This window comes from Candidatus Bathyarchaeota archaeon (genome assembly GCA_026014735.1).
Taxonomy (GTDB): Archaea; Thermoproteota; Bathyarchaeia; order Bathyarchaeales; family Bathycorpusculaceae; genus Bathycorpusculum.
Map to the genome: position 1 here is coordinate 304,034 of JAOZHT010000003.1, position 26,872 is coordinate 330,905.

At 50.1% G+C, this 26,872-nt stretch carries 29 protein-coding genes; 21 read left to right on the forward strand and 8 right to left on the reverse strand.

What is annotated here, in order from left to right; genetic code table 11:
- The first annotated feature begins 106 nt into the window (after window positions 1–106).
- Window positions 107–1,240 (forward strand): histidinol-phosphate aminotransferase family protein, encoded by a 1,134-nt coding sequence (locus NWE93_11890; GenBank protein MCW4000929.1) that lies wholly within the window; start codon window positions 107–109, stop codon window positions 1,238–1,240.
- Window positions 1,241–1,247: 7 nt separating this feature from the next.
- Window positions 1,248–2,237: a cobalamin biosynthesis protein gene (locus NWE93_11895; protein MCW4000930.1), complete on the forward strand. Its 990-nt coding sequence runs from the start codon at window positions 1,248–1,250 to the stop codon at window positions 2,235–2,237.
- Window positions 2,238–2,537: 300 nt separating this feature from the next.
- Here the strand turns inward: NWE93_11895 and NWE93_11900 are convergent, their stop codons facing one another.
- Both NWE93_11900 and NWE93_11905 read right to left on the reverse strand, forming a co-directional pair.
- Window positions 2,538–3,704 (reverse strand): CorA family divalent cation transporter, encoded by a 1,167-nt coding sequence (locus tag NWE93_11900; protein ID MCW4000931.1) that lies wholly within the window; start codon window positions 3,702–3,704, stop codon window positions 2,538–2,540.
- Between the two features lie 49 nt (window positions 3,705–3,753).
- Window positions 3,754–3,936, reverse strand: a complete 183-nt coding sequence (locus NWE93_11905) for a hypothetical protein (protein ID MCW4000932.1) — start codon at window positions 3,934–3,936, stop codon at window positions 3,754–3,756.
- A gap of 13 nt (window positions 3,937–3,949) precedes the next feature.
- Here NWE93_11905 and NWE93_11910 point away from each other — a divergent pair, with 13 nt between their 5' ends.
- Genes NWE93_11910 through NWE93_11920 form a run of 3 tightly spaced genes read left to right on the forward strand, consistent with a single transcriptional unit; the run spans window position 3,950 to window position 7,192 of the window.
- Entirely contained in the window at window positions 3,950–5,008 is a 1,059-nt protein-coding gene (locus NWE93_11910) for a phosphoribosylaminoimidazolesuccinocarboxamide synthase (GenBank protein MCW4000933.1), read from the forward strand.
- Entirely contained in the window at window positions 5,005–6,105 is a 1,101-nt protein-coding gene (locus NWE93_11915) for a formate--phosphoribosylaminoimidazolecarboxamide ligase family protein (protein ID MCW4000934.1), read from the forward strand. Before NWE93_11910 ends, NWE93_11915 begins: the two co-directional genes overlap by 4 nt.
- A 1-nt stretch (window position 6,106) precedes the next feature.
- A complete protein-coding gene (locus tag NWE93_11920) occupies window positions 6,107–7,192 on the forward strand; it encodes a formate--phosphoribosylaminoimidazolecarboxamide ligase (GenBank protein MCW4000935.1) in 1,086 nt (361 codons plus the stop codon).
- Here NWE93_11920 and NWE93_11925 read toward each other — a convergent pair whose 3' ends face one another.
- Together NWE93_11925 and NWE93_11930 are read right to left on the reverse strand one after the other, a co-directional pair.
- Window positions 7,193–8,101 (reverse strand): SAM-dependent methyltransferase, encoded by a 909-nt coding sequence (locus tag NWE93_11925; protein ID MCW4000936.1) that lies wholly within the window; start codon window positions 8,099–8,101, stop codon window positions 7,193–7,195.
- A gap of 219 nt (window positions 8,102–8,320) precedes the next feature.
- The gene (locus NWE93_11930; GenBank protein ID MCW4000937.1) at window positions 8,321–9,085 is read right to left on the reverse strand and encodes a serine/threonine protein kinase; all 765 of its coding nucleotides are present in this window, start codon (window positions 9,083–9,085) and stop codon (window positions 8,321–8,323) included.
- Window positions 9,086–9,204: 119 nt separating this feature from the next.
- On the opposite strand from NWE93_11930, the gene NWE93_11935 reads away from it, so the two are divergent.
- Genes NWE93_11935 through NWE93_11945 form a run of 3 tightly spaced genes read left to right on the forward strand, consistent with a single transcriptional unit; the run spans window position 9,205 to window position 12,890 of the window.
- Window positions 9,205–9,870 (forward strand): hypothetical protein, encoded by a 666-nt coding sequence (locus tag NWE93_11935; protein MCW4000938.1) that lies wholly within the window; start codon window positions 9,205–9,207, stop codon window positions 9,868–9,870.
- 54 nt (window positions 9,871–9,924) lie between these two features.
- Window positions 9,925–12,021: a GTP-binding protein gene (locus tag NWE93_11940; GenBank protein ID MCW4000939.1), complete on the forward strand. Its 2,097-nt coding sequence runs from the start codon at window positions 9,925–9,927 to the stop codon at window positions 12,019–12,021.
- A gap of 2 nt (window positions 12,022–12,023) precedes the next feature.
- Entirely contained in the window at window positions 12,024–12,890 is an 867-nt protein-coding gene (locus NWE93_11945) for an 8-oxoguanine DNA glycosylase (protein MCW4000940.1), read from the forward strand.
- A 10-nt stretch (window positions 12,891–12,900) separates the two neighbouring features.
- Here NWE93_11945 and NWE93_11950 read toward each other — a convergent pair whose 3' ends face one another.
- A complete protein-coding gene (locus NWE93_11950) occupies window positions 12,901–13,230 on the reverse strand; it encodes a Rieske 2Fe-2S domain-containing protein (protein ID MCW4000941.1) in 330 nt (109 codons plus the stop codon).
- Between the two features lie 144 nt (window positions 13,231–13,374).
- On the opposite strand from NWE93_11950, the gene NWE93_11955 reads away from it, so the two are divergent.
- The 3 genes from NWE93_11955 to NWE93_11965 all read left to right on the forward strand — a co-directional run bounded on the left by NWE93_11955 (window position 13,375) and on the right by NWE93_11965 (window position 15,119).
- Window positions 13,375–13,626: a hypothetical protein gene (locus NWE93_11955; protein MCW4000942.1), complete on the forward strand. Its 252-nt coding sequence runs from the start codon at window positions 13,375–13,377 to the stop codon at window positions 13,624–13,626.
- A 335-nt stretch (window positions 13,627–13,961) separates the two neighbouring features.
- Complete coding sequence (locus NWE93_11960) at window positions 13,962–14,525, forward strand: hypothetical protein (protein MCW4000943.1); 564 nt, start codon at window positions 13,962–13,964, stop codon at window positions 14,523–14,525.
- A gap of 9 nt (window positions 14,526–14,534) precedes the next feature.
- Window positions 14,535–15,119, forward strand: a complete 585-nt coding sequence (locus NWE93_11965; GenBank protein ID MCW4000944.1) for a CDP-alcohol phosphatidyltransferase family protein — start codon at window positions 14,535–14,537, stop codon at window positions 15,117–15,119.
- Here NWE93_11965 and NWE93_11970 read toward each other — a convergent pair.
- The gene (locus NWE93_11970) at window positions 15,010–16,269 is read right to left on the reverse strand and encodes a hypothetical protein (protein ID MCW4000945.1); all 1,260 of its coding nucleotides are present in this window, start codon (window positions 16,267–16,269) and stop codon (window positions 15,010–15,012) included. The genes NWE93_11965 and NWE93_11970 overlap by 110 nt on opposite strands.
- Before the next feature lie 136 nt (window positions 16,270–16,405).
- On the opposite strand from NWE93_11970, the gene NWE93_11975 reads away from it, so the two are divergent.
- Window positions 16,406–17,404: a radical SAM protein gene (locus NWE93_11975; GenBank protein MCW4000946.1), complete on the forward strand. Its 999-nt coding sequence runs from the start codon at window positions 16,406–16,408 to the stop codon at window positions 17,402–17,404.
- Here the strand turns inward: NWE93_11975 and NWE93_11980 are convergent.
- Window positions 17,393–18,736 (reverse strand): hypothetical protein, encoded by a 1,344-nt coding sequence (locus NWE93_11980; GenBank protein MCW4000947.1) that lies wholly within the window; start codon window positions 18,734–18,736, stop codon window positions 17,393–17,395. The genes NWE93_11975 and NWE93_11980 overlap by 12 nt on opposite strands.
- A 193-nt stretch (window positions 18,737–18,929) precedes the next feature.
- Between NWE93_11980 and NWE93_11985 the strand changes: the two genes are divergently transcribed.
- A complete protein-coding gene (locus tag NWE93_11985; GenBank protein ID MCW4000948.1) occupies window positions 18,930–19,154 on the forward strand; it encodes a hypothetical protein in 225 nt (74 codons plus the stop codon).
- Between the two features lie 399 nt (window positions 19,155–19,553).
- Window positions 19,554–20,321, forward strand: coding sequence for a hypothetical protein (locus NWE93_11990; GenBank protein ID MCW4000949.1), 768 nt, complete (start codon window positions 19,554–19,556; stop codon window positions 20,319–20,321).
- Between the two features lie 375 nt (window positions 20,322–20,696).
- On the opposite strand, the gene NWE93_11995 is transcribed toward NWE93_11990, so the two are convergent.
- On the reverse strand, window positions 20,697–21,662 hold the full coding sequence (locus NWE93_11995) for a CBS domain-containing protein (GenBank protein ID MCW4000950.1): 966 nt from the start codon (window positions 21,660–21,662) through the stop codon (window positions 20,697–20,699).
- Between the two features lie 556 nt (window positions 21,663–22,218).
- Between NWE93_11995 and NWE93_12000 the strand changes: the two genes are divergently transcribed.
- The 7 genes from NWE93_12000 to NWE93_12030 all read left to right on the forward strand — a co-directional run bounded on the left by NWE93_12000 (window position 22,219) and on the right by NWE93_12030 (window position 26,866).
- Window positions 22,219–22,653 carry a hypothetical protein gene (locus tag NWE93_12000; GenBank protein ID MCW4000951.1) on the forward strand — a complete coding sequence of 145 codons (435 nt, stop codon included), beginning with the start codon at window positions 22,219–22,221 and terminating at the stop codon, window positions 22,651–22,653.
- A 29-nt stretch (window positions 22,654–22,682) separates the two neighbouring features.
- A complete protein-coding gene (locus tag NWE93_12005; GenBank protein MCW4000952.1) occupies window positions 22,683–23,027 on the forward strand; it encodes a winged helix-turn-helix domain-containing protein in 345 nt (114 codons plus the stop codon).
- A gap of 116 nt (window positions 23,028–23,143) precedes the next feature.
- Complete coding sequence (locus NWE93_12010) at window positions 23,144–23,737, forward strand: DUF1616 domain-containing protein (GenBank protein MCW4000953.1); 594 nt, start codon at window positions 23,144–23,146, stop codon at window positions 23,735–23,737.
- Window positions 23,738–23,761: 24 nt separating this feature from the next.
- Window positions 23,762–24,391 (forward strand): PIG-L family deacetylase, encoded by a 630-nt coding sequence (locus tag NWE93_12015; protein MCW4000954.1) that lies wholly within the window; start codon window positions 23,762–23,764, stop codon window positions 24,389–24,391.
- Window positions 24,392–24,404: 13 nt separating this feature from the next.
- Window positions 24,405–25,073, forward strand: a complete 669-nt coding sequence (locus NWE93_12020; protein ID MCW4000955.1) for a WbqC family protein — start codon at window positions 24,405–24,407, stop codon at window positions 25,071–25,073.
- 65 nt (window positions 25,074–25,138) lie between these two features.
- On the forward strand, window positions 25,139–26,209 hold the full coding sequence (locus NWE93_12025) for a DegT/DnrJ/EryC1/StrS family aminotransferase (protein MCW4000956.1): 1,071 nt from the start codon (window positions 25,139–25,141) through the stop codon (window positions 26,207–26,209).
- Window positions 26,210–26,218: 9 nt separating this feature from the next.
- A complete protein-coding gene (locus NWE93_12030) occupies window positions 26,219–26,866 on the forward strand; it encodes a class I SAM-dependent methyltransferase (GenBank protein MCW4000957.1) in 648 nt (215 codons plus the stop codon).
- Window positions 26,867–26,872 lie beyond the last annotated feature (6 nt).

Here is a 26,872-nt window from a genome sequence, read left to right on the forward strand (position 1 = left end):
AAAAGGCTTTTGCAGCCGATACCAATCAGTTGCAACAGCCAACTAAACCTTTATATGATTACGTGAAAAAGGAAGCAGTAGTTTAGCGGCGTGCAAAGGGAACACAATGAAGTCTATTGAAAGCTTAGTTAAGGATAATGTAAGACACCTAAAGCCCTGTCCCCACGGCGCAGAAGTCTACGGTGCAGCACAGCAAACGGGTCGCCGCATCACGGAAATTTTGGATTTCAGCTCCAGCGTCAACCCACTGGGTCCATCCCAAAAAGCCCTCGACGCCGCCAAGGCAGCGTTTAGCGAAATCGCGGCTTACCCCGATTCAAACTCCAATGCGCTACGAGAGGCAATCGCCAGCCGCTTTGCCGGCATAACTAAGGATAACCTTGTCATGGGAAACGGCTCCACCGAGCTCATGTACCTCTTCGCTGAAGCCTTCCTTAAACCCGGCGAAAAAGCCCTGATGTCCGCGCCGACGTTTGGCGAATACGAGGCGGCGGTGCACAAAACTGGGCAACAGGTCAAATTCGTCAAATTATCCAGTAGCTTGCAGGTTGACGCGGAAGCATTCAAGCGGGAACTGGCAGATGCAAAAATCGCGTTTCTCTGCAACCCCAACAACCCCACAAGCAAACTCATCCCCCAGCCAGTCCTCACCGATGTACTTGAAACCGCCTTGCAGCGGGATGTCTTGGTGTTCCTCGACGAGGATTTCTTGGAATTCATCGACGACGAAAAAGAACGCTCCATGATCTATCACCTTGACAGGTATCCTAACCTGTTTGTGCTGCGGTCCTTCACCAAAATCTTCGGCTTAACAGGCCTACGCGTCGGCTACGGAGTAACCAGCAAGGAAATCGCTAATGTTCTGCTCTGCGCCAAGATTCCCTGGAACATCAACTGTCTGGGCCAGGCGGCTGCGGCTGCCTCGCTTGCCGACGAGGAGCATTTGGCGGTGACAAAGGCTCTTATCCAAAAAGAAAAGGCGTACCTTGCAGAGCAGCTATCAAAGTTCCAAGGGTTCAAATTCGAGTTCCCCGACGCCAACTTCTTCTTCATAGACATCCATGAGGCAGGCGTAACGGCGGCTGCGTTAAAGCAGAAGATGCTCTCAGAGGGCATTTTGATTCGGGACTGTGCCTCCTTTAGGGGGCTTGACGAGTTCTACATCAGGGTAGCGGTGAAAACTCACTTGGAGAATACACATTTAATCGAGGCGTTCAAGAGGGCTTTAAAGTCGGTTTGATTTAGCCATGTTTGCCTTTGATTTCTCCTGGTTTTTGGATTCCGCGTTGATTTTTGCCTTAGCATTTATTCTCGACTTGACTTTAGGCGAGTACCCAGACCGCATCCACCCCACCATAGCCATCGGGAAACTGATAACTTTCTTCAAAAAACACGCCAAGCACCCTAACCCGCGTCGGGAGAAAGCCAACGGCGTCTTGATGGCAGTCGCCATAATGCTGATTGCGGCATCGCCCGTTTTCGTGTTGCTCTATTGGCTCAGAAGCCTGCCGTTCCCCTACGGCGAAGTACTCTACATAGTTGTCGGGGCAGTTCTGTTTAAGGCCACCTTCGCCATCTCTGGCATGGGGCAATACACAAAACCCATAGCCGCCGCATTGAAAAACCGGGATATAGATGGCGCACGCAAATGGTTGCCCTACATCGTCCGCCGGGACCCCAACAGCTTAAACGAGCGCCAAATCATATCTGCAGCCGTCGAATCCATTGCGGAAAGCACCACTGACGGCATCACGGCGCCCTTCTTTTTCTTCGCGCTCTTCGGTGTCCCCGGCGCCTTTGCTTACCGCGTAATCAACACTTTGGATTCGATGGTGGGCTACAAGAATGAGGAGTTCCGTAACATCGGCTGGTTTAGCGCAAAAATGGATACTCTCACCAACTGGCTTCCCGCGCGGATAACAGCTTATCTGATGGTGCCTGCGGCGGCGATGCTGCGCCTGAATTGGCATGAGTCATGGCGAATTCTGCAGCGTGACAAGCACAAGACCGCAAGCCCCAACGCTGGCTTCACGATTTCAGCGATGGCGGGCGCCCTGAACATTCAGCTTGAAAAGCAGGGATACTACACACTCGGCGACGACCACGGCAGAATTTCCCATCAAGACATCAGCAAGGCGCTTAGGGTGATGACGTTGACGGCGGCGCTGTTTGGACTGGTGGTTGTTTTGCCGATTTTGGCGCTGCGGGTTTTCCTTCTGAGTTTCCAAGCGGCATAAAGGCGGGTTTCCAGGTTGCAGAGGTCCTGCATCTTTGCTTCTGTGTTCGTTGTCTTTGAGGTTGTTTGCACGCAGGCTCTGGCTTGCTCTGCCACGCCTATCCCCCCTTATATATAGCCACAAAACGCAGACGCCTGATGAGCATCCGCCGACCCTTCTCTGCATATAGAGATACCTTCGTCAAGGCTTCGCCTAAAAATAGCTTATCTGCAGATTTGAGCTGATTTTGTTTGGTGGATGCAACGCAGCCGCATTTTTCACCATACATAACTAAACTATGACTGGCGCCAAGCACTACTTCTACGTTGCTGGTTCCGGCTCCTTAATCATCAGACCCGTTTTCCTAATCCAGGCCCACATCATAAAACTGCCAACCAAGGTAGTGCCCACCATCAGCACCAAATAGGCAGGCAGAAAATCAGGTCCTAAAACCCAAACCGAGTTACCTAAAACAGTGGCAATCGTGTTAGGAATCAAAATAGCGGTCCCGATTATGGTGAGGTACGCCACGATTTTTGAGAGACGATTATTAAGCAGGGTTAGCTTGTTGTTGGAAACCGTCAACTGGTTGTTTGCTATGGTTAATTGGTTGTTGTAGATTGCCTGGGTGGCCTCGATGCCTGACGCCAGAACCTCGGACATGTGCTCGGAAAGTGCAATCTGGCTTTTCACCTGCTCAACCATGCCGGTGAACATGTTAACCAGTTTAGGATCATCGGTTAACAATTCAGCATCGCCAAAGCGGATACCCTGCAGCACATCAACGCTCTCCCATAGCGAATTCAGGTAAACGATGAGGGCATGCTTCATCAAGTAAATCTTTGGGCCCAAAGTCGATTTATCAACGTCTTTATCCATCAAGTCCTTGTTTAATTCGTCGCCGAATTCCTCAATCATCCGCAAATGCCTAAAGTTACTGTCGTTGTTAGCTTCCAGAATACGGGACAGCAAAACCGTGAGTTTATCCTCAGGCTTCAAATCCAGGGGGATTTTCCTAAGAAAAGTCTCAGAGTACCGTCTAAGCCTAAGGAACCGCTTATCCACGAGGCGAACATGGAAAGTGAAAATCAGGTTTTTCTTAATTAATATTACGAGCTGATGGGGGATAACATCGTTTCCCCGGATCTGTATAGTGGGAAAAGTGAGCCACATTTCCGTGTCAAAATCGGAGTAATTTAGTTGGTCGCAGCCTGACAGGTTAGTGATGAAGGCTTCGCTAAAACCTAGCTCCGCAGCAACCATCGGTAAATCCTTAGCTGGGTCGTCGGTGATATAGTCAATCCATGTGACAACTGAGCGGTTAACAATCTCCTGAAAATTGAGGGGTGATTCGGATTCTTGCCTAAATGTTTTACCTGACGATTCAAGGCCAGCGCAGAACCACCGTTTAGGCAACAGCTCCAGCGGAGTTGTTGTTGAAGAATTGAATCTGGTTTGCGTCGTCGCAACCTGTTCCTGTACAGACATATTTCCGCCGCTCCATTTAGCTCTTGAATACTTAGCTCATTCGGCAACGTTATGGATAAATACCTTTGCTTGCTTTGCGGTTGTTTCCATTTTCATTAAACATTTGTAAGATTATAGAGCCGCTTTGCATCATAACTTCTTGTTGCGCGGCAAGGCACAAGCATGCAGCAGCAAAGGTTTGTTGGCGCAGACAGATAAAGCGATATAAAGGCAAACCCAGAATATCAAGCATTGAGGCAAAACAGATGGGCAGCGTAAAAGATCTTCAGGTAATAACCAAACCCGCCCAAGCAGCCATGGGCACGGGCAGATTCCTCTTCAGCGACCGATACAGCGTTTTTGACTGGGGCGAAATGCCTGATCACATAGAAGGCAAAGGCGCCGCGCTCTGCCTGATGGGGGCATACTGCTTTGAGCAGCTAGAAAAGCTGGGCGTGAAAACCCACTACCGCGGCCTCGTCAACCAAGCCGGCAAAGCGGTCTGCCTCGATGAACTCACGGAAGCCTCTAGCATCATGGAGGTGGCGTTGGTCAACGTTTATCGCCCCAAAATCAGGGTAAAAGCATGCAGAATAGTTCATGACTACAGCCAATACAGTGCCCAGCTGAAAAACTGCCTTATACCACTGGAAATCATCTACCGCAACGGATTACCCGAGGGCTCCTCGGTTTTCAAGCGTTTAGCCGCGGGGAAAGTTACTTTAGCGGATTTAGGTCTTGACCATCAGCCCCAGCCCGGCGAAACCCTCCAGAAACCCATCTTTGACGTGTCCACTAAGCTCGAGGAAACCGACCGCTACGTCACGTGGGCGGAGGCACAGAAAATCTCTGGTTTAACCGACAGTGAACTTTGCGACGTCAAAACCGTGTTGCTCAGAGCCGACCAAGTCATAACAGAAGCCGCATCTAACGCGGGATTGAAGAATGAGGACGGTAAAATCGAGTTAGCCTTCAACGATATGCGGCAGCTCATGGTAGTCGATGTCTTGGGCACTTTGGATGAATGCCGCTTCACCTTTGGCGGTGTGCATGTTAGCAAGGAAATCGCAAGGCAATTCTACAAGAAAACCGCATGGTACATTGAGGTTGAGCAGGCGAAAAAGGATGCTGAAGCCAGGGGCCTTGCGGATTGGAAGTCGCTGGTGAAGTCGCCTCCGCCTAAACTGGACCCCAAACTTAAAAGAATAATAAGCGACATGTACATGGCAGTGGCAAACCAGATGAGCGGCAAACCAATCTTTAAGGTGCCAAGGCTTGCCACTATAATTGAGGTTTACAAGGAGTATATGGGTGAGAAAGCATGAATATGCAAGAGCAAATCAAGCAGGTAATCGATGGTTATAACCCTGAGAAAATCCGCATTGGCGTACTTGGCAGCCACTCCGCGCTGGAGATTGCTTCAGGCGCCAAGCAGGAGGGCTTCAAAACCGTCGTGGTCTGCCAGAACGGACGAGAAAAAACCTACGCCCGATACTATCGCGAAGTCTTCGACAAGTTCATCTTTTTAGATAACTTTAAGGACATCACCAGCCCCGAAACCGTCAAGGAACTCCAAAACCTAAACACGATCTTTGTGCCTAACCGCAGCTTCAGCGTGTACGCCGGCTACGACGCAATTGAGCAGAAATTCGCTGTGCCCCTCATGGGCAGTCGGGCACTGCTGAAAACCGAGGAACGCACCGCACCTAAGAACCAGCTGTGGCTCCTCAAAGAGGCAGGCATCGCGATACCACGCGCCTTCCAATCACCCAAGGACATTAACTGCCCCGTCATTGTCAAAGTCGCCGAGAAGGGACGCAGCATCGAACGCGCCTTCTTCTATGCCTCCACGCCAGAGGAATACGAGCGGGAAGCCAAAAAGCGCATAGACGCAGGCATCATAACCCGCGAGGCATTGGAGGAATCCGTCATCGAGGAATATGTGCTGGGCGCCAAATTCAACGCCAACTACTTCTACTCGCCCCTAACAGACGACATCGACCTGCTTGGCTTTGACCGCCGCGTCCAAACCGACCTCGACGGCGTCCTAGATCTGCCCGCCCGCGAGCAGCTGGAACTTAACGTTGCAACCCAGAACATCGAAATCGGCCATATGGGCGTCACGATGAGGGAAAGCCAGCTTGAGAAGGTGTTTGAGGCAGGAGAAAAATGGGTATCCATCTGCCGCCGCGAGTTCCCACCCGGAATGATTGGGCTCTTTGCGTTGCAGGGCGCCGTCACCAAGGACCTGCAGTTCCGCATATTCGACGTGAGCCCCCGCGTGCCCGGCTGCCCCTGCGTGGAGCCTACCTCGCCGTATATGAAGTACAAGTACGGCGTCGAGGTTGGTCCAGGCAAACGCGTTGCCATGGAGATTAAGCGTGCAGTTCGCAAGCATAGATTAGCTGAAGTGGTTACTTAAAATGATTGACAGCGCAGCTATCGGCAAAATCATCGAGAAATATGACCAGCAGAAACTTGCAGTCGGCACCCTGGGCAGCCATAGCTCGCTCAATATTTTTAAGGGCGCCAAAGAAGAGGGCATGCGCACGGTGTGCATCTGCAAAGAAAAAGACGCCATCATGTACCAGAAGTACCCCCTCGTCGACGAACTCATAATCGTTAAAGACTTCACTGAGCTCCTCAGCCCCGCCCTGCAGGAGCGGCTGCGCAAACTAAACGTCGTATTGATTCCCCACGGCAGCTTCACCGCTTACTTGAGCACCGAGCAACTCACCGACAGCCTCCACGTGCCCATGATGGGAAACCGCCAGCTGCTCCACTGGGAAGCCAACCGCACATCTCAAGAGGAATGGCTACGACAGGCTGGGCTGCGGCTGCCCGCGGTTTTCAAATCCCCCCAGGACATTGACCGCCTCGTCATCGCTAAGCTGCAGGGCGCCAAGGGCGGCAGAGGCTACTTCCTTGCTAACTCCCCCGCGGGCTTCTACAAGAAAGCCGACGAAATGCTCAAACGCGGTATGCTAACTAAAGCGGACCTTGAAACGGTACATCTGCAGGAATACGCGTTAGGCGTAAACGTGTACCCCAGCTACTTTAGCAGCATCATAAACGATGACGTGGAACTCCTCGGGATGGATCGCCGCTACGAATCCGCAGTTGATAGCATCGGCAAAATCCCTGCTAGCCAACAGCTTGAAATCGACATAAACCCCACCTACACGGTCGTCGGCAACTTCCCCATCGTGCTCCGCGAGTCGCTGCTGCCTGAGGTGATACGGATGGGCGACAACGTCCACAAAAAAGCCAAGGAGCTTGCGCCCCCCGGCATAATCGGGCCCTTCTGCCTGGAAACCGTCATAACCGACGAGGCAAAAATCTACACCTTCGAAATCTCCGCGCGCATAGTCGCAGGCACCAATGTGGGCATCGGCACCTCCCCCTATGCGTATCTGCGTTATGGCGAGAACATGTATATGGGCAGGCGTATTGCGGTGGAGCTTAAAGAGGCTGTGAAGCAGAAGCGGCTAAACGAGGTAGTCGCCTAACTATTTTCTTTCCTTAAATGTTTTAACAGCTGTCACGATGGCGTGGGTGCCATTTATTTTTGCAACTATTTCGCCCTTTGAATTCTTAAAATATCGCTCCGTCAACTGCTCGGCGTTGCAGTTATCTTTGAGGCTAAATCCGAATTTGCCGACAAATTGCTCGGCTTCGCCTTCTTCGAGCCCAAACTGCCAGTTCTCACCCACCTTAGCAACACTGTCAGCCATACCTTCCTCGCCAAAATACTTGTTTTCGCCACGCAGAACCCCCGAGTAGATATGATCAAACACTAATATGCTGCCTTCAGCAGAAACCTCCGAGATAAACTGGAAGGTGTCTTCAATGCCGCTTTGAGTTAGATACATGGTTACGCCTTCAAAAGTGAAAAGCGTCTTTTTGTCGCTTGCAAAGCCGGCTTGCCGCATTTTCTCAGCCAATTGTTCCTTGTCAAAATCAATCGGCACATAAACCAGGCTCTCAGGAGCCGAGATGCTTCTTTTCTTGAGCCCCATTTGTTTTTCCTGCTGGGTCTTGGGGGCGTCTACTTCGAAAATTCTTGTTAGCTTATTGATTCCGTTGAAGCGGATTGCTCTGCTGTCGAAACCAGCGCCGAAGACCACAATTTGGTCAAATCCCTGCATCAACGCCTGTTCAAATGCGTTATCGAAGTATTTGGTTCTGGCTATTACGTATTCATATGAGCCTTTGGCGTAATAACGTCTGCAAAAGGCCTTAAACAGCAGTCTAGATTTGATGATGGATCTTAAAAAGCTGGGGGTGAGTTCATAGGCGATGTTGTCAGGGCTGTTGTAGCATTCTCTTTCATCCTTGAAGGAGGCGGCTCTTGTTAGGCACATATAGCTTGCCGTCATGGATGATTTGGATTCGATTCTACGCTTGTTTCTCCGCATGGCTTTCACTCAGGCCTTTCCTTGACAATTGAGGCTGCATACTTAAAAATTTAGGGCTTAGTTAAATGAAAAACGTAAATTATTCAAACATAAAAGGCTCAGGCAGCCTATCTTAGCTTTAAGTTCAGCTCTTAGCTCACTTCAATATGCTGTTAGGCTATTACTCCACGGCTTAATCCCTAAGGAACCAACAGATCCTGCATACCCTGACACATAATCTTAGCTCTGCAGGCAGAGTTTGAGCAGTTCTTCAAAGCTTTCGCGGTCTCGGTTTCTGCGGTAGCGGCGCAGTGCCTCCACAAGCTCGATTCTTTGCCTTGGTCCCAGAACCTGCGCTAGGGCTTTGCAGGCTTCGCTGTTGCCTTGGAACAGGTACTGGCAAACAGAGGTGACGTTGGAGGCGTTGCGTGTTGTGCTGGCGGTCTCGAAATCCACGATGAAGGGTTTATCCGCGATGTCCATGAGGAGGTGCTTGGGGGCTTTGCTTAGTTCGCCGTGGTCAAGGCAGATTGTGTCGAGGCGCCAGCACTGCTCCAAAACCTCCAAGACAACCCTGCGCACGGCAGTGGCATCGATGTGAGTTTTCAGCCACCCCTCAAAGGAGCCGCCGCCGATTAGCTGCATAAGCAGGAAATGCTGGGTGCCCCCGACGAACCGTGGCCCCACATCCACCGAGTTAGCCATCCGCAGCAGCTCGGCTTCCCGCATGAGGCTTTCGCGTTCTGAGTCGACCCGCTGCATCTTAAGCGCCAACCGCACCCCCGCCCTATAAGCCACGGCAACGATGCCGACATAGCCCTTGCCCAGAACAGGCAGCGCGAAGGCGGAGGAGGTGCCTGAAAACTCCACGGCGTCCACGCCGAGCGTGGCAAGTTCTTCAAGGCGCATTTGGATCTGGCCGGGGTTTGATCTGGGGTAGCATATAACTGAGGCGTAGGGGTCATGTTGCAGTTCCCCTGTTGGCACCTTGACGGGTTTTAGCATGAGCGCTCATGGAATGATGGGGTTAATTAGAAAAAAGCCTTCCGATGCAGCACACTGGGTGTGGGTAAAGTTACGTGCTCACCCAATTATACCTCCAACACCAAAACTAATTGAAGCCTATGCATGCTAACATCGACGTCAAAGTATACTTCAAAGGCATCCTTGCATCATTGCTGGGCATCGTTTTAGCGGTGCTGGGTATAGCAGCCGTCGGAGCCTTCTCAGATCACTTCAACGCATATCCGCTTTATGCGCCTATTGCGCTATCGCAGACTGTGGGTATAGACCTACTGGGAGCCGTTATCCCCCTATGTGCCGCTTTAGCCGCGGCGGCGCTGTTTTTTAGGCAGGGGTTTTCTGCTAAAAGATTCGCATCTGGCCTGGCTGTGTCGGTGATTTTGGCGTTTCTTCTCTGTCGCCCCGTAGAGGAGGGCGTGGCTGGTTTGCCGTTTCTTTTTGCGCTTCTTGTCAGCGGGGTTTCGGCTGCCCTAAGTGTTTATCCAAAATCCTTCTCTGCCCTGCGGAGACGCTTCTTGCCCGCACTGTTGCTGACGCTGGTGTATGTTCCCCTGTCCCTGTTGGCGGTTGACTTAATCTATTCCCAGGCGTTCTCTGGCTCAGTAATAGGCGGCAATGGCTTAAGTGATGGATTGCTGACCTCCACACTTTATGCGCCGCTATGCCTGGCAGCGGTTTTTTCAGCCCTCGCCTATTTTCTGCAGACAGCTAAACTGCTGGGCAAACGCGGAGCGGAGTCCCCGGAGCCTAATTCAGCATATGTTTAGTTAAAACATAAAAGCCACAAAGTAGCCACTTAAACCTGTCCTGAAGGCGTATGTATGCCGCGGTTTAAGCAAACCCCCCAGATTCAGGCGCTCATGAACCACAAAGAGCGCATCCGAAACATAGGGATAATCGCGCATATCGACCACGGCAAAACCACCTTGGCGGATTCGCTACTGGCAGGCGCTGGGCTGCTTTCGCCGCAGATGGCGGGGACGGCTCGGGTGCTGGATTACCTTGAGGAGGAGCAGAAACGCAAAATCACCATAAAAACCGCCAACATAACCCTACTCTACAATGCAGACACTGTACCCTACATAATCAACTTGGTGGATACCCCGGGGCATGTGGATTTCACTGGCAAAGTCACCCGGGCGCTGCGGGTTATAGATGGCGCGGTCGTGGTGGTGGATGCGGTGGAGGAGATTATGGCGCAGACCGAAATCCTCACCCGCCAAGCACTAGAAGAACGCGTGCGCCCCGTGCTGTTCATAAACAAGGTGGATCGCTTAATCACGGAGCTTCAGCTTAGCGAGCGGGAAATCCAGCGCAAACTTGACCACCTCATCGGCGCCTTTAACGACCAAATCGAGCTTTATGCCCAAGAGCCCTATAGAAGCCAATGGAAAGTCAGCGCATCCGGCGGCACCGTGGCTTTCGGTTCGGCGCTGCATGGCTGGGGCTTCACGCTGGATATGGCAAAGCGGCGCGGCGTCAAGTTCATTGACGTAGTTGGCGCCTACAGGAACCTTCAGCATCTAAAGCTCTCCAAGACCCTGCCTGTTTACGAAGCCATCTTTGAAATGGCAACCAACGCGGTACCAGATCCGCGGAGGGCGCAGGCTTACCGCATCGAAAAAATCTGGGATGGTTCCCTGGATTCTCCAATCGGCAAGGCGCTGATGGAATGCAGCGACGATGCCGCTTCCGTGATGTTTGTAACTCATATCCGATCAGATGCAGAGCAAACCTACGCGACAGGCAGAGTGTTCTCAGGCAAAATCCGCAAAGATGAGCCTCTGCGTTTGCTGGGTGCACATGGGGTAAGTGTGGTCAAGACGGTTTACGTGGAAATGGGTGCTTTGCGAGAGGAGGTTTCGGAGGCGTCGGCGGGTAACCTTGCGACTTTGCTGCTTTCGGGGCAGGTGCCGTTGGGCGAAACCCTCCTGGGCGGCGACGAAAGCGTGGACATTATGCCCTTTGAGGGGATAAGCTACGTTTCCGAGCCTGTGGTTACGTTGGCTATTGAACCCAAGAACCCCCAGGACCTTGAAGTGCTACAGGCGGGGCTTCTGCGGCTGACCTCGGAGGACCCGAACCTAAGAGCATCCGTTAACGAGCAAACCGGCGAGGTGCTGCTCAGCGGCATGGGTGAGCTGCATCTGGAAATCGCCCTCAACCAGCTTAAAGCCGCCGTGGAGCTATCGGTTTCTTCGCCGAGGGTCATGTATATGGAGTGCATCCAGAAACGCGGTGCCGCGGCTTTGGCGAGGAGCCCTGATAAGAAGAGCATCTTCTCTGTGCAGGTTGAATCCGCTGGTTCCGAGGGTGTGGACGGCGAGGTTTTGCTGCGTGATGACCACGGCAACGTGCTGGTGGATTGCAGCACCAAAGCTGGGCAACTGCAGGAGGCAGCGTTGCAGGCCCTTAAAGCGGGTTTTGGGTATGCCTGCGCGCGGGGTCCCCTGTGCGGTGAACCCATCCATAAGCTACAAGTCAACCTCATCGACTTAAAACTCGCCGCTGAACCAGCTAACTTGGAGGTCATGCATGGCGTCGGCAAAGCCATATTCGCCAGCTTCCTAACCGCCCAGCCTACCCTGCAGGAACCCATATACAAAATCATTCTAACCGTAGCCCAGGAACTCGCCAGCGAATCCAACCGAATCCTTAGCATCCGCCGCGGCAAAGTCACCGGGTTTGAGCAGAAGGGGCTTCTGACCCAAATTGAGGGCAGCATACCCGTCGCGGAAACTTTTGGGTTCTCAAAGGAGATGCGTTCCGCCACCTCTGGACGCGCGGTTTGGCAGCTGATTTTTGATCACTGGGAAAAGCTGCCGCCTAAACTTGCCGCTGAAGTCATAGCTGACCTGCGAAGGCGCCGCGGTTTATCCGCTGAGGTTCCTAAACCCGAAAAATTCATGGAGACTTAACTTTGCTTTTGAAGTTGGATGCTGCTTTTAACTTGGATTCTTCGCTGTGCTGTGGGCAGGTGTTCCGCTGGAGTAAGCTGGATGGCTGGTGGTATGGCGTGGTAGGCGAAAAGGTAATTAAGATTCGCCAGTGCGGCGGCACTTTGGAGTTTTTTGGGGTGGATGAGGGGTTTGTGCGGTGGTACTTCAGGTTAGATGACGATTTAGCCGAAATAGGCGGCGTCATCGACAATGACCCAAACATCCACTCTGCGCTGCAGCGATACGTTGGGCTGCGGCTGGTGCGGCAGGAACCCTGGAACTGCCTAATCGGCTTTATCTGCTCAATCCAAAAGAACATCCCAGCAATTGAACATATGCTCCAGCAAATATCCCAAAGATACGGCGAGAAACGCATGTTCGACGGCAAAACATTCTACCTGTTCCCCACAGCCGAGAAGCTGGCGCATGCCAGCGAGAGCAGCCTGCGGGAATGCAGTTTAGGCTTCCGCGCCAAATATGTCCATGCTACCGCAAAAAAAATCCATGATGGAAACCTTGACCTCAACAGCCTAAGGAAGCTGCCTTACCTTGAAGCGCGCCGAAAGCTGCTTGAATTCCAAGGCGTCGGCTTGAAGGTGGCGGATTGCGTGACGCTATTTTCCCTAGATAAAACCGAGGCGTTCCCAGTGGATGTCTGGGTGAAACGGGTTATCCTGAAATATTACTCCGATAAGCTTGCATCTGACTTTGTGAAGAGGCTTCAGAGCCGCCAAACGTTGACTAATGGCGAGTACCAGAAAATCGGCGACTGGGCACGCGGCTATTTTGGATGCTACGCGGGCTACGCGCAGGAGTACCTCTACCACTACGAGCGAAGCCACAGTTAAAACGCTTGGGCTAAATCTGTTCGAGCAGGATGTCTGTGCCTTCCACTTTTACTTTGTAGACTGCTTGGTCAGCTATTTTCGGGTGCATTAAAGGAATTTTTGGGTGCGAAACGACTTTGCCGCTGGTTACGTCAAATTGGGCTTTATGCCGCGGACACGTGACGATGTTGCCTTGCAGATTCCCCTTGGAGAGGTTGCCGCCCATATGCGTGCAGACGTTGCCTATCGCGTAGTATACGCCATCCACGTTCGCTATGAGGACTTCTTTGTTTGCGAATTTAACGGCTTTGCTTTGTCCAATTGGGATTTCTTGGGTTTGAGCTGCCTTTTCAAAAACCATACTTTCCGCCTCCTTTATTCTATGATAGACAGGTTAGCCCTCTTATTTCTGTTGCGTCCAAACGGTTTCCAGGTAAGGTTTGGGTGGATAAGAAAGATTCATATAACAAGCAATCATCAGCAAACCAAATCTGAGTTGAACTTTATGAGTGAGGGCAAATTTGAAGATTTAATCAAGCGGAAACGGGGTTTTCTGCGCCAAGCCAAAACCGACTATGCATCGGGCGGCAACGACATGCTCGACGACGTGGAGGCGGCGTTATCCGAGGCGAAAGCGGAGCTTGCACATAACCTGGAGCTTACCAGTTGCCTGCGTGAAGAGAATGAGGCGGCTTATCAGCGTGAGCGGCTTGCGATGTTTGAGGCTTGGTATGCTAAATGGTTCGGCGGAGCCTAATTTCTATGTTTGCCGCCCTGCAGCAGTGGAATAGGGCATAGGCTCAACTGCACCCACAAACATAGACCCTATTTATAAGGGGGTATAGATTTTTTGGAGCAACAGCGTGAGGGCACTCCGATTTTGTTCTGCCCCAGAAACCCGCTTCAGCCGCCAACGAGCCAAACGGGTTGGTTGTTCACCTCTGGTGTATAGGCATCGTGCGTCACCGTTTATACAGAGAACTGCCTCACCTTGAAAACAAGGAACGTGAATTAGATGGAGAATTTCATTCTATACCCAAAAAACGTTAACGCCCAATCTGCAAGCCAACCCCCCGCCTGGAGGAAATGCCCTTGAGGTTTTGGCCCCAGAAACGGAGGAAAAAAATCTTGCTCACAGCCTTCCTTGTTGTTTTGGCGTTGCTGCTTAGCGTTGGAGGATACCTAGAATACAGCGTTTACCGCGAAGCCCAAACCCAAACACAGGTGCTTAACGCCGATGGCGTCAAATCTGCGCTTGTCATCTATCATCCCGGTTTGACGGATTTCGCCCGCAACGTAACCTACACCTATGCAGAGGCGCTGGCGGATGCTGGGTGGCATGTGGAAATCGCAACGGCGAACCCACAGGCGCCCACAGACATCTCCAAGTACTCGCTGCTGGTACTCACATGGGCAATCTATGACTTCAACCCCGCCCCAACCATCACCAACCACATCCACCGCATGGGCAACCTCGCTGGCACAGACACCGTAGTAATCGCCATCGGTGGAGGATTAGACCCTCTAAATGCGCCCGAGAAGATGAACAACATAATAAGGGACGCCAACGGAACAGTCATATCGTCATTGACATCGTTTAGGAGCCAACGCAATCTGGCGCTGCTCCAAGAAGAGGCAAGTAAACTCGCCATTTAGGCGGTAAGTATGGAAAAGAAAATCCTTATTCCCCAAGGCATAAGTGCACTGCGACTGGCAGCCCTGCCCCTTTTCCTCTACCTCTTCAGTATAGGCGCCTTAAACTGGTGCATTGTGGTTTTCGGGTTAGCCCAAATCAGCGACCTCATTGACGGCTACGTTGCCAGAAAACTAGATGCAACTTCGAAGTTGGGCGGCTACTTTGATGCAGCAACCGACTTCGTCTTCATCATCGGCATCTTCGGAGCCTTCACCGCAGCCGGATACTACCCCCCATGGCTTATCGCCCTCATCGCCGCCTCATTTGCCCAATTCGTCCTCACCAGCCGCCTATCCACAAAACTCTACGACCCCCTAGGCAAATACATCGGCAGCGCCCTCTACATCGGCATCGCATTAACTTTGCTCTCTCCCACGCAGCCGATTCTTAATTTTGTGCAATACGCGTTTTTGGTGTTCTTCGGGGTTTCCCTGATAAGCCGCATCAAAAGCCTAAACAGAGAAAGACCCGCACATGTTCTCTACCAAAAAACGACACAGCAACCAAAGAAAATCCAAGCACCAGCAACCCAGCAGCAATCCACCACAGCTTAACCGCGGAGTCAGCGGGGTAGTTGAACTGTGCAAGCCAGGTTTGGTTGTTTTTAGATGCCACCATGATGAAGCCGTCTTGCGCTGGAATTAGCGAGTGAAAATTTGCTTCCATACCCACAGGCAACGTCACATTCGCCAACGTTGTGTTCCAAACCACCGCACCTGACGTGTCGGTTAGAATTACACCTGCGCCATCACCATCTAGGTATTCCTCAAGCAAATACCCATGTTCTGTCTGCAGTGCCGCTGTAATGGCGCAACGTGATTCTCCATAGGTTTGGTTCCACTGCATCTCGCCGTTCACATCTACTTTTACGGTCCAAGCGGCTTTACGCCAAAGGTAACCCAAAAGCAGGTAACCGCCGTCATCCGTGGCTATGAAGCTGTTGCACTCAGGCTGATAATAGTAGCCGTACCCACCGTAGCTGCTGTTGCCCAGCACATAGCCCTCTGCATCGGTGTGGATTAGACGAAAGAAGGCTTGGTCAGGAACAAAAGAGTAAGCGGTGTCGGAGAGGAGGTATCCGCCGTCGGCTGTTCGGATTATACGCGAAGGACAATCACTTATCGGCCCCGAAATGTTTCTGCTCCACAGCAAATTACCTGCAGAATCGACTTTGGTGAGCCAAATCCAGCCTAACGCATCCATTTGGGGCTCACCAAAACCCGCCAACACAAATCCGCCGTCGGCTGACTCAACCATATCCATCAAGTAGTTAACGTTCGCGCCTGAATCATACGTTTTAGTCCACTCGACGCTTCCCGCCGAATCGGTTTTCGCCAGCACATAAAGGCAATTGACGATGCCACCCAACAAGAAGCCGCCGTCGTGAAGCACAACCAAACGGAACAGACTCTCAGGCGAACCGTAAATCAGTTTTATCCAGACAATTTGGTTGTTTTTGTCCAGTTTGGTCAGGTAGGTGCCGGTTTGGTTGGCGCTGTTTAACACGAGACTGTCGTCTGTTAGCTGGTAAACACTGTAGCCTGTGGTTCCGGGTAAGTGTGTGTTTAATTCGACTGGCGGCGCAAGCTCGTTGAAGTTGGGGGCTTGTGCATTTGCTATCGCCATGAGGGCTACTGAGGACAACAGCAGTGTCATCGCCGTAGCTGCTAAGAGGATTCGGGCGTTTTTCTTCGTGAATCGCATACTCCTTAACTGGTATCTGCCAATATACAATTTTACTCTACTGCTGGAACAGTTTGTTCCAAACAGGGAACACCACCGCAGAATCCAACATTTATCTACTTCACCGCGTAAACGTCAAGCGCATAGATGAAGCAGCTTGACGCAGACCCTCCCCGACCAGATACGCGTGTCAATCGGCACCGCTACCGTTTTGGGTTTACAGAAAACCAAGATGGACGCGGCACCAACCACGGCGTACCTGATGACATATCACATCGGCAAATGCATCGCTAACTGCGGCTTTTGTCCTCAAGCCCGCGGCAGCAAGAGTAGCACCGAGTTGCTCTCACGCGTCACCTGGTCAACTTACCCGGTAGCAGATGTTTTGGCTGCTTTAGCAGTGGCGGTGGAGCAGCAGAAAATTCGCCGAGTCTGCATCCAGGCCCTCAACTACCCACAAGCCCAAAGCCACCTTACTGCGCTGGTTAAAAAAATCAAGGCGGTCTCGGCGGTGGCGGTTTCGGTTTCCTGCCAGCCTCAATACAGAGCTGAAATAGAGCAACTAAAAGCGGCGGGGGTGGATAGGTTGGGGATAGCGTTGGATGGGGCAACTGAGGCAGTGTTTGATAGGGTGAAGGGCTCGGCTGCTGAGGGCATTTACCGCTGGGAAACCGTGTTTAGGCTGCTTTCGGAGGCTTTGGAGGTTTTCGGCAGGGGCAACGTAAGCACCCACATAATCGTTGGGTTAGGCGAATCCGAACGGGAAACCGCGGAGTTGATTCAGCGCTGCGTGGATTTGGGGGTTCTGCCTGCGTTGTTTGCGTTTACACCAGTTCGGGGCACCGCCTTAGAGAAGAATGCGCCTCCGCCCCTTACAGCCTACCGGCGACTCCAGCTTGCCAGATACCTAATCGCCGCGGGCAAAACAAAGGCTGCAAACATGCGGTTTGATGCTGACGGAAGAATCCTCGCCTACGGCATAGACAAAGAAGCCCTAAACCATGCAATCGAAGACGCAGAAGCCTTCCGAACCTCAGGATGCCCCGACTGCAACCGACCCTACTACAACGAAAAACCCAGCGGCCCCCTCTACAACTACCCCAAAAAACCAAACGGAAAAGAAATAGAGGAAATAAAAAGCCAACTAGCTGATTAGCTGGTCAGCAGTGGCGCTTTTCTTTGTTGACTTAGGCAAGTGAGGACGCTGCCGCGTAACCTGCTCAACCAGATGCCAAAACTCATCCATCGTATAGCCCTTCAGTAGCTCCTTCATGAGCTTCTTAACCTGGTAGTAGGTCATCTGCGCTTCGCCCTTGTCAAGGCTCTCCTGTGGACCCTTGATGCGGCGGAAAAGCTCATCCATCTGCCGAGGCGACGCGCGGATGCCTGCGTTTTCCAGCAGCTTCTGGATGAGGGTTTGCCCGGTGTTTCGGCCGATGAAAATCATGGTTTCCCGCCCAACGATTTCAGGGGGGAAGGGCTCAAACACCAGTGGCTGCTGCAGCATCTCTTCAACTTCGTTTTCAACTTCGTGGGTGAATATGTTTTCTCCGATGATTGGTTTATGGAACTGGATAGGCATGGCGAAGGCTTTCTCTGCAGATTGCGCTATGCGATAGATTTTTCCCATATCCACGCCCGTGTCGATGTTGTAGAGTAACTCAGCGGTGGTGACCACTTCCTCGAAAGGCGCAATTCCTGCCCGCTCACCGAAACCAGCGATGCATGTGTGAAGATAACTTACGCCTTCCTCCATAGCGGCTAAGGTGTTGGCGCTACCTAACCCAAAATCGTTGTGACAATGAATAGCCAACGGCGTATTCTTTCTAAGTTGCTCCGATAAACCATCGCGGACATGAGAAACCAAGTAACGCATCGATAGAGGCCGGATAAACCCGACGCTGTCAGCTATGGCTAAGCGGCTGGCGCCTGCGCTTGCTGCTGCCTCGAAAACCTGAATGATGTCCTCCAGAGGCGTTCGGGTGCCATCCATCAAGTTAAAGTTCACCACGGAGCCATGCTTTTTCGCGTATTCAATGCCCTCAACGATACGCTGAAGCGCCTGTTCCTTGGTGAGTTTGAGTTTATACTGCAGGTTTAAGCCGTTTATGGGTGACTCGATGGTTATCTCTTTAAGGCCGCATTCAATACATGCATTTATGCTGTTTTTGGTGGCTTCTGCTGACGCAGTCAATTTGGCGCGGCTAAAGCTTTCGTTAACGATGCGCTTTACCGTACGCTTTTCATCTTCAGAGATAGCTGGAAAACCCATGTTAATTACTGAGACACCTGCTTCATCCATAAGTTTAGCGAGGCGAACCTGCTCAACGTAGGTTAAGTAAACGGTGGGCGCTTTGAGGCCTTCGCGGAAGGTTTCATCCCAGATGAAGACTCGGTCGGGAAGTTTGGGGGGGAGATTCTTGCGTAGCCTATTATAGTTGGCAATTAATCCCTGTGCTTCAAGCTTTTTGAATATGGTCTTCCTCATTCAGACACAGTCCAACAACACGAGCAAATTGGTTATGTTTTATTTGCTACAACCTATATAAAACTGCATCTATCCAATTCGGACACATATTCAGTTACTGACTGTCGCAACCGGTAAAATCGGTATGAATTTCTGATACAAAACTCTTAAGTGCAAAAGCATCCAATCTACATAACGCTAAGGTGAACCCGCAATGAGCAGTCTAAAAAGCACCATTGACAAAATCAAAAGCTTAGAAGCCGAAAGAGGTAACCTACTCCTTGAAATTGATTCGCTAAGAAAAATGGCGGAAGCAAAAGCCAACGCACTCGAAAATGAGGTCAGTGCACTGCGGGAAGAAATCAAATCCTTGAAATTGATCGTTGGCTCGGCTGGACCAGCTGCTGCAGCGGCTCCGGTAAACAAAATCCAAATCTAAGCTGATTAATTACCTATCAGAAAGCAGCTTGGCGCCTGTAGCCCGTTTAGGTTTTATGTTGGTCTCGGGTTTTTCTTTTGGCTGTTTCGGTTACAGTTTGGCGTCAGTATGTTTTGGTTTTGTGGTCCAATGCATCGGTTACCAATGGCATTGGCTAATCTTTGGCCTGTTGACTTAGGGTTTAGCAGTTTTGGGGTGTTGCTCTAAGTTAACTCGGTTACCGCCAGCGTGCCTGCGGCGTTTCCATAAAAAGTAGTCAAATACCGATTCAGTGTTAAATATTTACCACTCACTTTTAATCGGGTATGTATTTGTTTATCGCATGCTAGAGCAGTTGATGCTTATGAGCGCAGGTTTTATAAACTAACTCGGATGTAATACAGTCAGGAGAAAAGAAAAATGCAACACAAAAACAAATTATATACAACTATCGTCACCGCTATTCTTGCGTTTTCGATAATGTTAGCGTTTTCACCGATGGCAAATGCTGCTGGGACAATCAATTTGGACCCAGCGAAACAGACAGCAGGCAGCTCCGTCACGGTAACAGGCTCTGGTTTCGCAGCAACAGCACCGGTTGCTATAGTGATGGGAACCGAAGTAACAGTGATTAATGAAGTCCACAATATCCCAGCTCCTACAGGAACTGGTCCATTTACCGCCAGCACTAATCACGGTTCGATTAAGCCAGGCTCTTTTTCATTCCACTGCGTCGTAAGCTCTGATTCATCCGTTGTTGAATCTGACTACACTGACAACGGCGATGGCACACTAACAAGCAGCAGTACTTATGCGCTTAACCCCTTCGTGGACTATGTCACTGGCGCATTTGGGCGTTCAACTACATCAGCTTGGGATGGCTACACTGTCGTATTCACTGCAAACTACACCTACTACACGTACAGCGTAACTCCTGTGGCGGGTGTAACTACAAGCGGTTCAGGCGCATTTTCCACCTCAGTAACTATACCCTCAGCCATGCCTCAAGGAACCACGACTGTGACTGCTTTCGATAACAAAGGAAACCGTGGCACCGCGACATTGAATGTGGACGTTATTCCTGAGGGTTTCTCGATTGGCTTTGTAGTGGCATTGTCCGCTACTGCTGTAGTTGTTGGCACACATTTTCTACGCAAGCAACCAAAAACTATTGTAATCCCTAAATAAACTAACCCAAAAGTTTTCTTCCCTCCCCCTTTTTGTTTCCCTTGCCTTGCTGTCTGCTATCTAATGCGTTTGCTCACTCGCCAAATCTAGCATCGCCAAACGCATGCAAACCCAAAATAAGCCGCCGAGCCGCACTCTTGGTGCCGCTGAAACGGCACTGTTAAACAGTAAATCAAAATTCGGTAGCTTTCGTTTTTTCTATAGTTGTTGTGGCATGGCGCCTTTACACAACAACTACCAGTGGGTTTGGCTGGGGCGTCTGTTTTGGCGTCGGCGGGTTTAGGCGACTGCAGGCTGGTTGTGGCGAGTCTCACAAGCAGATCAAAACAAACACGTTAATCTACTGTAAAGGAGGGGGCGGAAAAACCGCTTGCCTTAGGCCTCTTCCTCTGGTAATCCAACCTGCCGCAGATAATCCCTTGCGAACCTTGGATTATACGCCAAAAGCTCCTTGCTGCGCAGCAGACGCCGCTCAAGCCGATCCAGCGCCACCTTAAACGTGGGTTCTACGCCCCAGCCTTCGCTGGAGACAAAGAAGTTCCCGCGAGTGGTTCGAAATTGCAGGCGGCAGTGAACCATGGGTGTTCCGCGCATGTTGGTTCCACGGTGGCTTTTCATGTAAACAAACAGGGTGCCCAACTGGAAGGCTTCTTCGAATCGATGCGTGAAGGAATCAAACTCGTTCATCATGTAGTTTTTCTGGTCTTCGCTGACATCTACATCTTTGACGCCGAACTGCACCGTAAACTTGCGCTCGGCCGCCTCAAGCTGACTAATGGGTTCGAGGAAATCTAGCTTCGTCACGATGCCCGCTAAGCGTTCACCATCAACTACGCAGAGGCATGATATGTCATGGTCATGCATCATCTGTTCGCATTCACGCAGGCTCCTCTTAGGTTCAACCGTAATGACCGGGCTACGCATAATGCCCTTTGCAGCTATGCCTAAAGCGTTGATTTGTTCGCCTGCAACGTCCTGGTTTCCCATGCGCTTGGGCGGATAGTACACGCTCTCTAAAATGTCCTGCACGCTAATTAACCCCGAGAGGCGTCCACGGTCCGTTATGGGAACATGCGAGACTCCGAATTCCCGCATCAAACCCAAAACAGCGCCTACGCTGCGGCTTGACTCCATAGTGTGGGGCGCACGTGTCATGATGGATTCAACTGGTTTGTTGCCCCACTCGCCAATTACACCTGCATGAATCACAGCTTCATCGGTGACAAAGCCAACGATTAGATTCTTATCAAACACAGGTAACTGCCGCACGCCGCTTCCAATCATTAACTTCGCAACACGAGTTAGCGAATCACCCAAGGCAACCTCTGGTGCAGTGACCATTAAACTCTTAACTTTAAGACGGCTTAAATCAAGCCGAGAACGCAAAATAGAACGGCGACTAACCATTCCCACGTAATGTTCTCGGTCATCTAGAACCGCCAGTACTGGAGGCATGCCTTTTTTGAACCCCTCAAGGCATCTAGATGCACTATCATTATCTAACACGGTGTTGAATTTTGCAGAATACACATCGTTTACAGTTATAGACAATGCCATCAAGAATCACTGAAAACCAATAGGTGTAGGTTGAATTTAAACGTTGTAAAACCAAGTTACCGTGGATATAGAGCTAAAACCTTATTACCTTGACTTTTCTTCAAACTTTGATAGAAGCGGCTTTATTGATGTATAGACAGAAGGTGGATGCGGTTCTATTGCCGAAGCATTTATTGTTCTATGTTAAGCAGCGATCAAATCTATCAAACTCTCCCCACTAATACAGAATAATATGCAGAGTATTAGCGACAACTAGAACTAATTATCCCTACATCTTAAATAACCCCGTTAGGAAAGTATAATAGTGAGGTTAACGCCTCTACTGATTTTGTCGAGATTTTTGAAAGCGACTTTTTCTATCCGCTTCAGTCATGAAGGGACTTGTTTACCAATGGTTCTAAAACAAAGCGAATTGGTTGATGAATTAAAAGTTGAATGGAAACGGCTCTGGCGCGAAAGATATGACGACAGAGTTCGTGCAGAAGGCATCGCACTCGACGACTACAATGTATTGTTCGTAGAAAAAGGCACAATCATTCACGCCACCCGAGACTTCAAAACCTTAAGCTTCAAAGATATTCTGGACAAGCATGCAATACAAAACGCCGAAAGATACATTCCCCCAGACCCCCAAGTTGGCGGATGGACAAAATTTGTTAAAAATAACATTAAACCGCAATCTAGACAAGAGAAGTTTTTGGTAGATTGTGGCGACCAAAAAATGGAGAGACAGCTGCAGCAGAAGCAGAATGGCAGAGGTTGGCTGCATAGATAAGCATTTGATTTTTTTGAGAGGGTTATTATTTGGTTAGTTATCGAGATAGATTAGATATTATTGCTGACATACTCAGCGTTGTTAGCCGAGGGGCAAAAAAAACACAGATCATGTATCAGGCGAATCTAAGTTATAAGGTGCTTCAGCGTTACCTCACAGAAATCACTGAGGCTTCGCTGATCCTTTTTGAGGAAACCCAGCAGTACTATGCCTTAACCGGCAAAGGACAAGAATACCTTGAAGCCTACAAGGATTATGCTCGATTCAGCAAAACCATGGAGAAACGACTCAACGACTTCTCAACCAAACGAAAAGTGCTGGAAACACTCTGCCCAGTTAAAGGCGACAGCTTGCCCTTAACCTCAATAAGCTAACTTGGCGCGGTGCTGATAATAACTCTACGTTTTTCTCATATTCGAAGCTATTATATGGCAGCTTATGCTTATGGCATAGCAAATTGAGGTAGACGTGAAAGGAGAACGAATCCACGATGGCTCTGCAGCGATATAGAACTATGCTTATTATTGTCGGTGTCGCTTTAGCCTTCTTTATCGTGTCTCCTTTGATTCAGCAGTATGTAGCTACACCTCAAACCCAGCTTACAGAAATATGGCTTTTAGGGCCAAAACATGATACCCTCTACCCAACAAATGTAACTTCAGACCAACACATACAGCTCTACGTTGTTGTCGCCAACCACTTAGGTTCATCAGCGCAATACCAAACCGAGATAAAATTCAGAGCCTACACGCAATCCGCTCCCAACAGCTTCAACCAAACCCCCAGCGACCAGCCAGCCTTGGAAAGAAAAACTTTCTCGCTAGCAAATAATGTCACCCAGGAGATTCCAATAGATGTTTCATTTAACTACACTGTAAGCGAGAATCCGACGAGAAAACTTTTGCTGCACTCAATCACTATAAACGGACATGAAACCACGCTGGATCAGACCATACCCTATGATGCAAGCCAAGGCGGCTTTTTTGGAAACCTGTTTATTGAACTTTACCTATATAATACTACATCAGAAACCTATGTGTACAATCAGCGGTATGTAAGCTTGCGGCTAAATATGCTCCCATAAAAATCTTTTTTGGAGGACTAAAATTTGGTTTTAAGATCAAACACTATATTAGCGGTCGGCGCTCACCCAGACGACATCGAATTAGGCTGCGGAGGAACAATCCGTGCAGCATCCAAATTAGGCAAAAAAGTGATAGCTGTTTTTATGTCCAAAGGCGAACATAGCGGAAACCCCGAGGTGCGGCCTAAAGAAAGCATAGAAGCCCTATCCTATTTAGGCGTCAACGAAGTTTACTTCGGCGACTTCCCCGACACAGAAATCCCCTGCTCACGCCAAGCAATCGATTTCCTCGAAGCATTTTTCGTGGCAAATAAGCCCGAAACCGTGCTAACCCACACCGTCAACGATATTCATCAGGACCACCGGCAAGTCGGCTGGATTTCAATGTCAGCCTTCCGCAACGCACCCCAAATGCTTGCTTACGAAACCCCCCGTGTCACTCCTGCGTTTTCACCCACCTACTTTGTGGACATAACCAATTGTGTAAACGATAAGTGGACCGCCCTGAAATGCCATTTTTCGCAGAAGACCAAACGTTACATTACCTACGAATCCATGGTTAACTTAGCCTCCTTCAGGGGCAGCCAGGTAAGTTTAGCCGCCGCTGAGGCATTCGAAGTTGTACGGTATGTTGAACGTTTAAACTCCCCTTAAACTGGCGAAATTAATGATTGCAGCTGGTCATCAACCCAATTATCTGCCGTATCTGGGCTTCTTTGACAAAATACGCCGCTCCGACATCTTTATCATTGAAGATGCAGTGCAGTTCGAGCAGCAGGGTTTCACCAACAGGAACAGGGTTTTAACTTCCGATGGCGTTCGATGGCTCAGCGTCCCCATTAAACATGCTAAAAAACCCTTATGCATCAACGAAATCGAAATCGCTACCAGCGCAGAAGCAAACTGGCGGCAAAGACACTGGTTAACACTCAAACACAACTACTGCAAAGCGCCCTACTGGAGTAAATACGCAGATTTCTTTGAGGACACCTACCAGCGTGAATGGACGATGCTTATCGACCTTAACATGCACCTCATCAGGGGCATCATGGGTTTTCTTCATATGGACAAACCCATAGTTTTCGGGTCCAGCTTGACGGCAGAAGGAAAAAAAACAGAGTTAATCATCGCTCAATGTAAACAAGTTGGCGCAGACACGCAGCTTTCAGGTAACGGCTGCCACGACTACATAGATAAAGAACTCTTCGAGAAAGCCGGAATAAAACTGGTTTTCCAGAACTTCAACCATCCCCAGTACACACAGACCTGCAGCGGATTTGTTCCAAACCTTTCGGTTGTGGATTACCTGTTCTGTACCGGGGCGGAATCTTGGTAAAAAAATAACAGGAGCTAAATGAAATGAATATTTCAGGATCGTTCCCCTATTTTTCAGACGAAAGTATGGAATCTATAACTTTTGAAATCAAAAAGATGTTAAAAAGCGGCAGGCTCACCGACGGCCCTTACGCCCAAGAGTTCGAGTCGAAATTCGCGCAATACATCAAAGCCAAATATGCAATAGCTGTAAGTTCAGGGTCCGCTTCGCTGGATGTTGCGTTGAGGCATTTCAAACTTGCAGGCCGAGAAGTGATTGTGCCGACTAACACCTACATAGCTACACCAAACGGCGTGATTTTCGCGGGCGGCAAACCCGTTTTCGCTGAGATGAATGCAAACACCTTGGGGCTCGACGTGGAAGACGTGAAACGAAAAGTCACAGCTAAAACCGCAGGCGTCATCGTGGTTCATATCGCTGGCTTGGTTTGTCCCCAAATCAATGAGCTTAAAGAATTCTGTGATGAGAAAGGCTTATTCCTCGTTGAGGACTGCGCGCATGCACATGGAGCAACGATGGATGGAAAGAAAGCGGGAACCTTCGGCGATGCTGGTTGCTTCTCGTTCTATCCCACTAAAGTGATGACTTCCTGCGAAGGCGGCATGATAGTTACCAATAACAAAGTACTCTACGACGAAGCCCAATGCACACGTACCTGTGGACAGAACACAGAGCGGCAGATGATTATGCTGGGACATAACTGGCGGATGAGTGAATTGGCGGCGATAGTTGGTTTAGACCAGTTTAGCCACCTTGAGGAGTTCCTCGCCAAACGCAATCAGGTTGCACGCTGGTACGAGGAAGTCCTTTCAGGCATGGAGGGTGTTTCGCTGTTTAATATACCGCCCAACTTCCGTCACAGCTACTACAAGTATCCCACAAGACTCGCTGACGGCATCGACCGCTTAAAAGTTGCATCTAAACTAAAAGAAAAAGGCATCGAAGCGGGGCACGTTTACTATCCGCCATGTCATCTCCACCCCTACTACATGAAGACTTATGGCACACGCATGGGCGATTTCCCCGTTGCTGAACACGTGCTGAATCAGGTGCTATGCTTACCAATGCATGCTGCAGTAACATACGAAAATGTAAAATATATCGCTGATAATCTTTTAACGTCTATCAATGCGTAGTTGGCTGCATTGTTGGACAAGACACAGATTCTTATGCATAGGCGATCCGGCTACCCTAAGCGTTCTAGAGACAGCAATAGCAATCGTTTTCCTATTCGTACCTCCGAGCTTGACCGCTTCAAATTCGGTAAAGAAAAATACAACAAAGTCCGAAACCAAAAACTTGGCACTCCCCTTTGCCTCGATATTGCCTGCGGCGCTAAACCATTTCCCCAAGCCAATGTACTTTGCGATTTGAACGTGAAGCCCGTTGCCGACCGCAGCATGAAGCAGCTTGTGACAGGCGGCAAACCCTTTGTGCGCTGCAGCTGCTATGCTTTGCCCTTCCGCACTGGCGCATTTGACTTCGTCACCAGCTACTACCTGATAGAACATTTAGCTGATCCCTGGGGCCTCTTTAGAGAACTAAAGCGGGTTTCTGTGCACGGCTACATTCAGAGTCCTTCCTGGTTTAACGAATTCCTCTACGGCGAAGACGTGCATACCTGGGCAATCCTAAAAAGCAAAAACAGGCTCTACGTTAAACCGCTTAACTCGTTGCCGCCGATCCATCTGGGATTTGTCTTCCACCGACTCTACAAACGCAAGTTCTGGCGTTTGCTCCACGCTATCTTAGACGAAAAATTCCATCTCTTCACGGTTCAATACGACTTTTAGGATGCA

What these genes read in the sequence shown, in the direction of transcription:
- NWE93_11940 (MCW4000939.1), top strand. Translation starts at nt 9,925, where the DNA reads ATGCCGCGGTTTAAGCAAACCCCCCAGATTCAGGCGCTCATGAACCAC.
- NWE93_11935 (MCW4000938.1), top strand. Translation starts at nt 9,205, where the DNA reads ATGCATGCTAACATCGACGTCAAAGTATACTTCAAAGGCATCCTTGCA.
- NWE93_12020 (MCW4000955.1), top strand. Translation starts at nt 24,405, where the DNA reads ATGATTGCAGCTGGTCATCAACCCAATTATCTGCCGTATCTGGGCTTC.
- NWE93_11925 (MCW4000936.1), bottom strand. Translation starts at nt 8,101, where the DNA reads ATGCGGAGAAACAAGCGTAGAATCGAATCCAAATCATCCATGACGGCA.
- NWE93_11955 (MCW4000942.1), top strand. Translation starts at nt 13,375, where the DNA reads ATGAGTGAGGGCAAATTTGAAGATTTAATCAAGCGGAAACGGGGTTTT.
- NWE93_11900 (MCW4000931.1), bottom strand. Translation starts at nt 3,704, where the DNA reads ATGTCTGTACAGGAACAGGTTGCGACGACGCAAACCAGATTCAATTCT.
- NWE93_11915 (MCW4000934.1), top strand. Translation starts at nt 5,005, where the DNA reads ATGAATATGCAAGAGCAAATCAAGCAGGTAATCGATGGTTATAACCCT.
- NWE93_11920 (MCW4000935.1), top strand. Translation starts at nt 6,107, where the DNA reads ATGATTGACAGCGCAGCTATCGGCAAAATCATCGAGAAATATGACCAG.
- NWE93_11895 (MCW4000930.1), top strand. Translation starts at nt 1,248, where the DNA reads ATGTTTGCCTTTGATTTCTCCTGGTTTTTGGATTCCGCGTTGATTTTT.
- NWE93_11950 (MCW4000941.1), bottom strand. Translation starts at nt 13,230, where the DNA reads ATGGTTTTTGAAAAGGCAGCTCAAACCCAAGAAATCCCAATTGGACAA.
- NWE93_12010 (MCW4000953.1), top strand. Translation starts at nt 23,144, where the DNA reads ATGGCTCTGCAGCGATATAGAACTATGCTTATTATTGTCGGTGTCGCT.
- NWE93_11995 (MCW4000950.1), bottom strand. Translation starts at nt 21,662, where the DNA reads ATGGTCACTGCACCAGAGGTTGCCTTGGGTGATTCGCTAACTCGTGTT.
- NWE93_11930 (MCW4000937.1), bottom strand. Translation starts at nt 9,085, where the DNA reads ATGCTAAAACCCGTCAAGGTGCCAACAGGGGAACTGCAACATGACCCC.
- NWE93_11970 (MCW4000945.1), bottom strand. Translation starts at nt 16,269, where the DNA reads ATGCGATTCACGAAGAAAAACGCCCGAATCCTCTTAGCAGCTACGGCG.
- NWE93_11910 (MCW4000933.1), top strand. Translation starts at nt 3,950, where the DNA reads ATGGGCAGCGTAAAAGATCTTCAGGTAATAACCAAACCCGCCCAAGCA.
- NWE93_11990 (MCW4000949.1), top strand. Translation starts at nt 19,554, where the DNA reads ATGCAACACAAAAACAAATTATATACAACTATCGTCACCGCTATTCTT.
- NWE93_11890 (MCW4000929.1), top strand. Translation starts at nt 107, where the DNA reads ATGAAGTCTATTGAAAGCTTAGTTAAGGATAATGTAAGACACCTAAAG.
- NWE93_11965 (MCW4000944.1), top strand. Translation starts at nt 14,535, where the DNA reads ATGGAAAAGAAAATCCTTATTCCCCAAGGCATAAGTGCACTGCGACTG.
- NWE93_11905 (MCW4000932.1), bottom strand. Translation starts at nt 3,936, where the DNA reads ATGCTTGATATTCTGGGTTTGCCTTTATATCGCTTTATCTGTCTGCGC.
- NWE93_12025 (MCW4000956.1), top strand. Translation starts at nt 25,139, where the DNA reads ATGGAATCTATAACTTTTGAAATCAAAAAGATGTTAAAAAGCGGCAGG.
- NWE93_11980 (MCW4000947.1), bottom strand. Translation starts at nt 18,736, where the DNA reads ATGAGGAAGACCATATTCAAAAAGCTTGAAGCACAGGGATTAATTGCC.
- NWE93_11985 (MCW4000948.1), top strand. Translation starts at nt 18,930, where the DNA reads ATGAGCAGTCTAAAAAGCACCATTGACAAAATCAAAAGCTTAGAAGCC.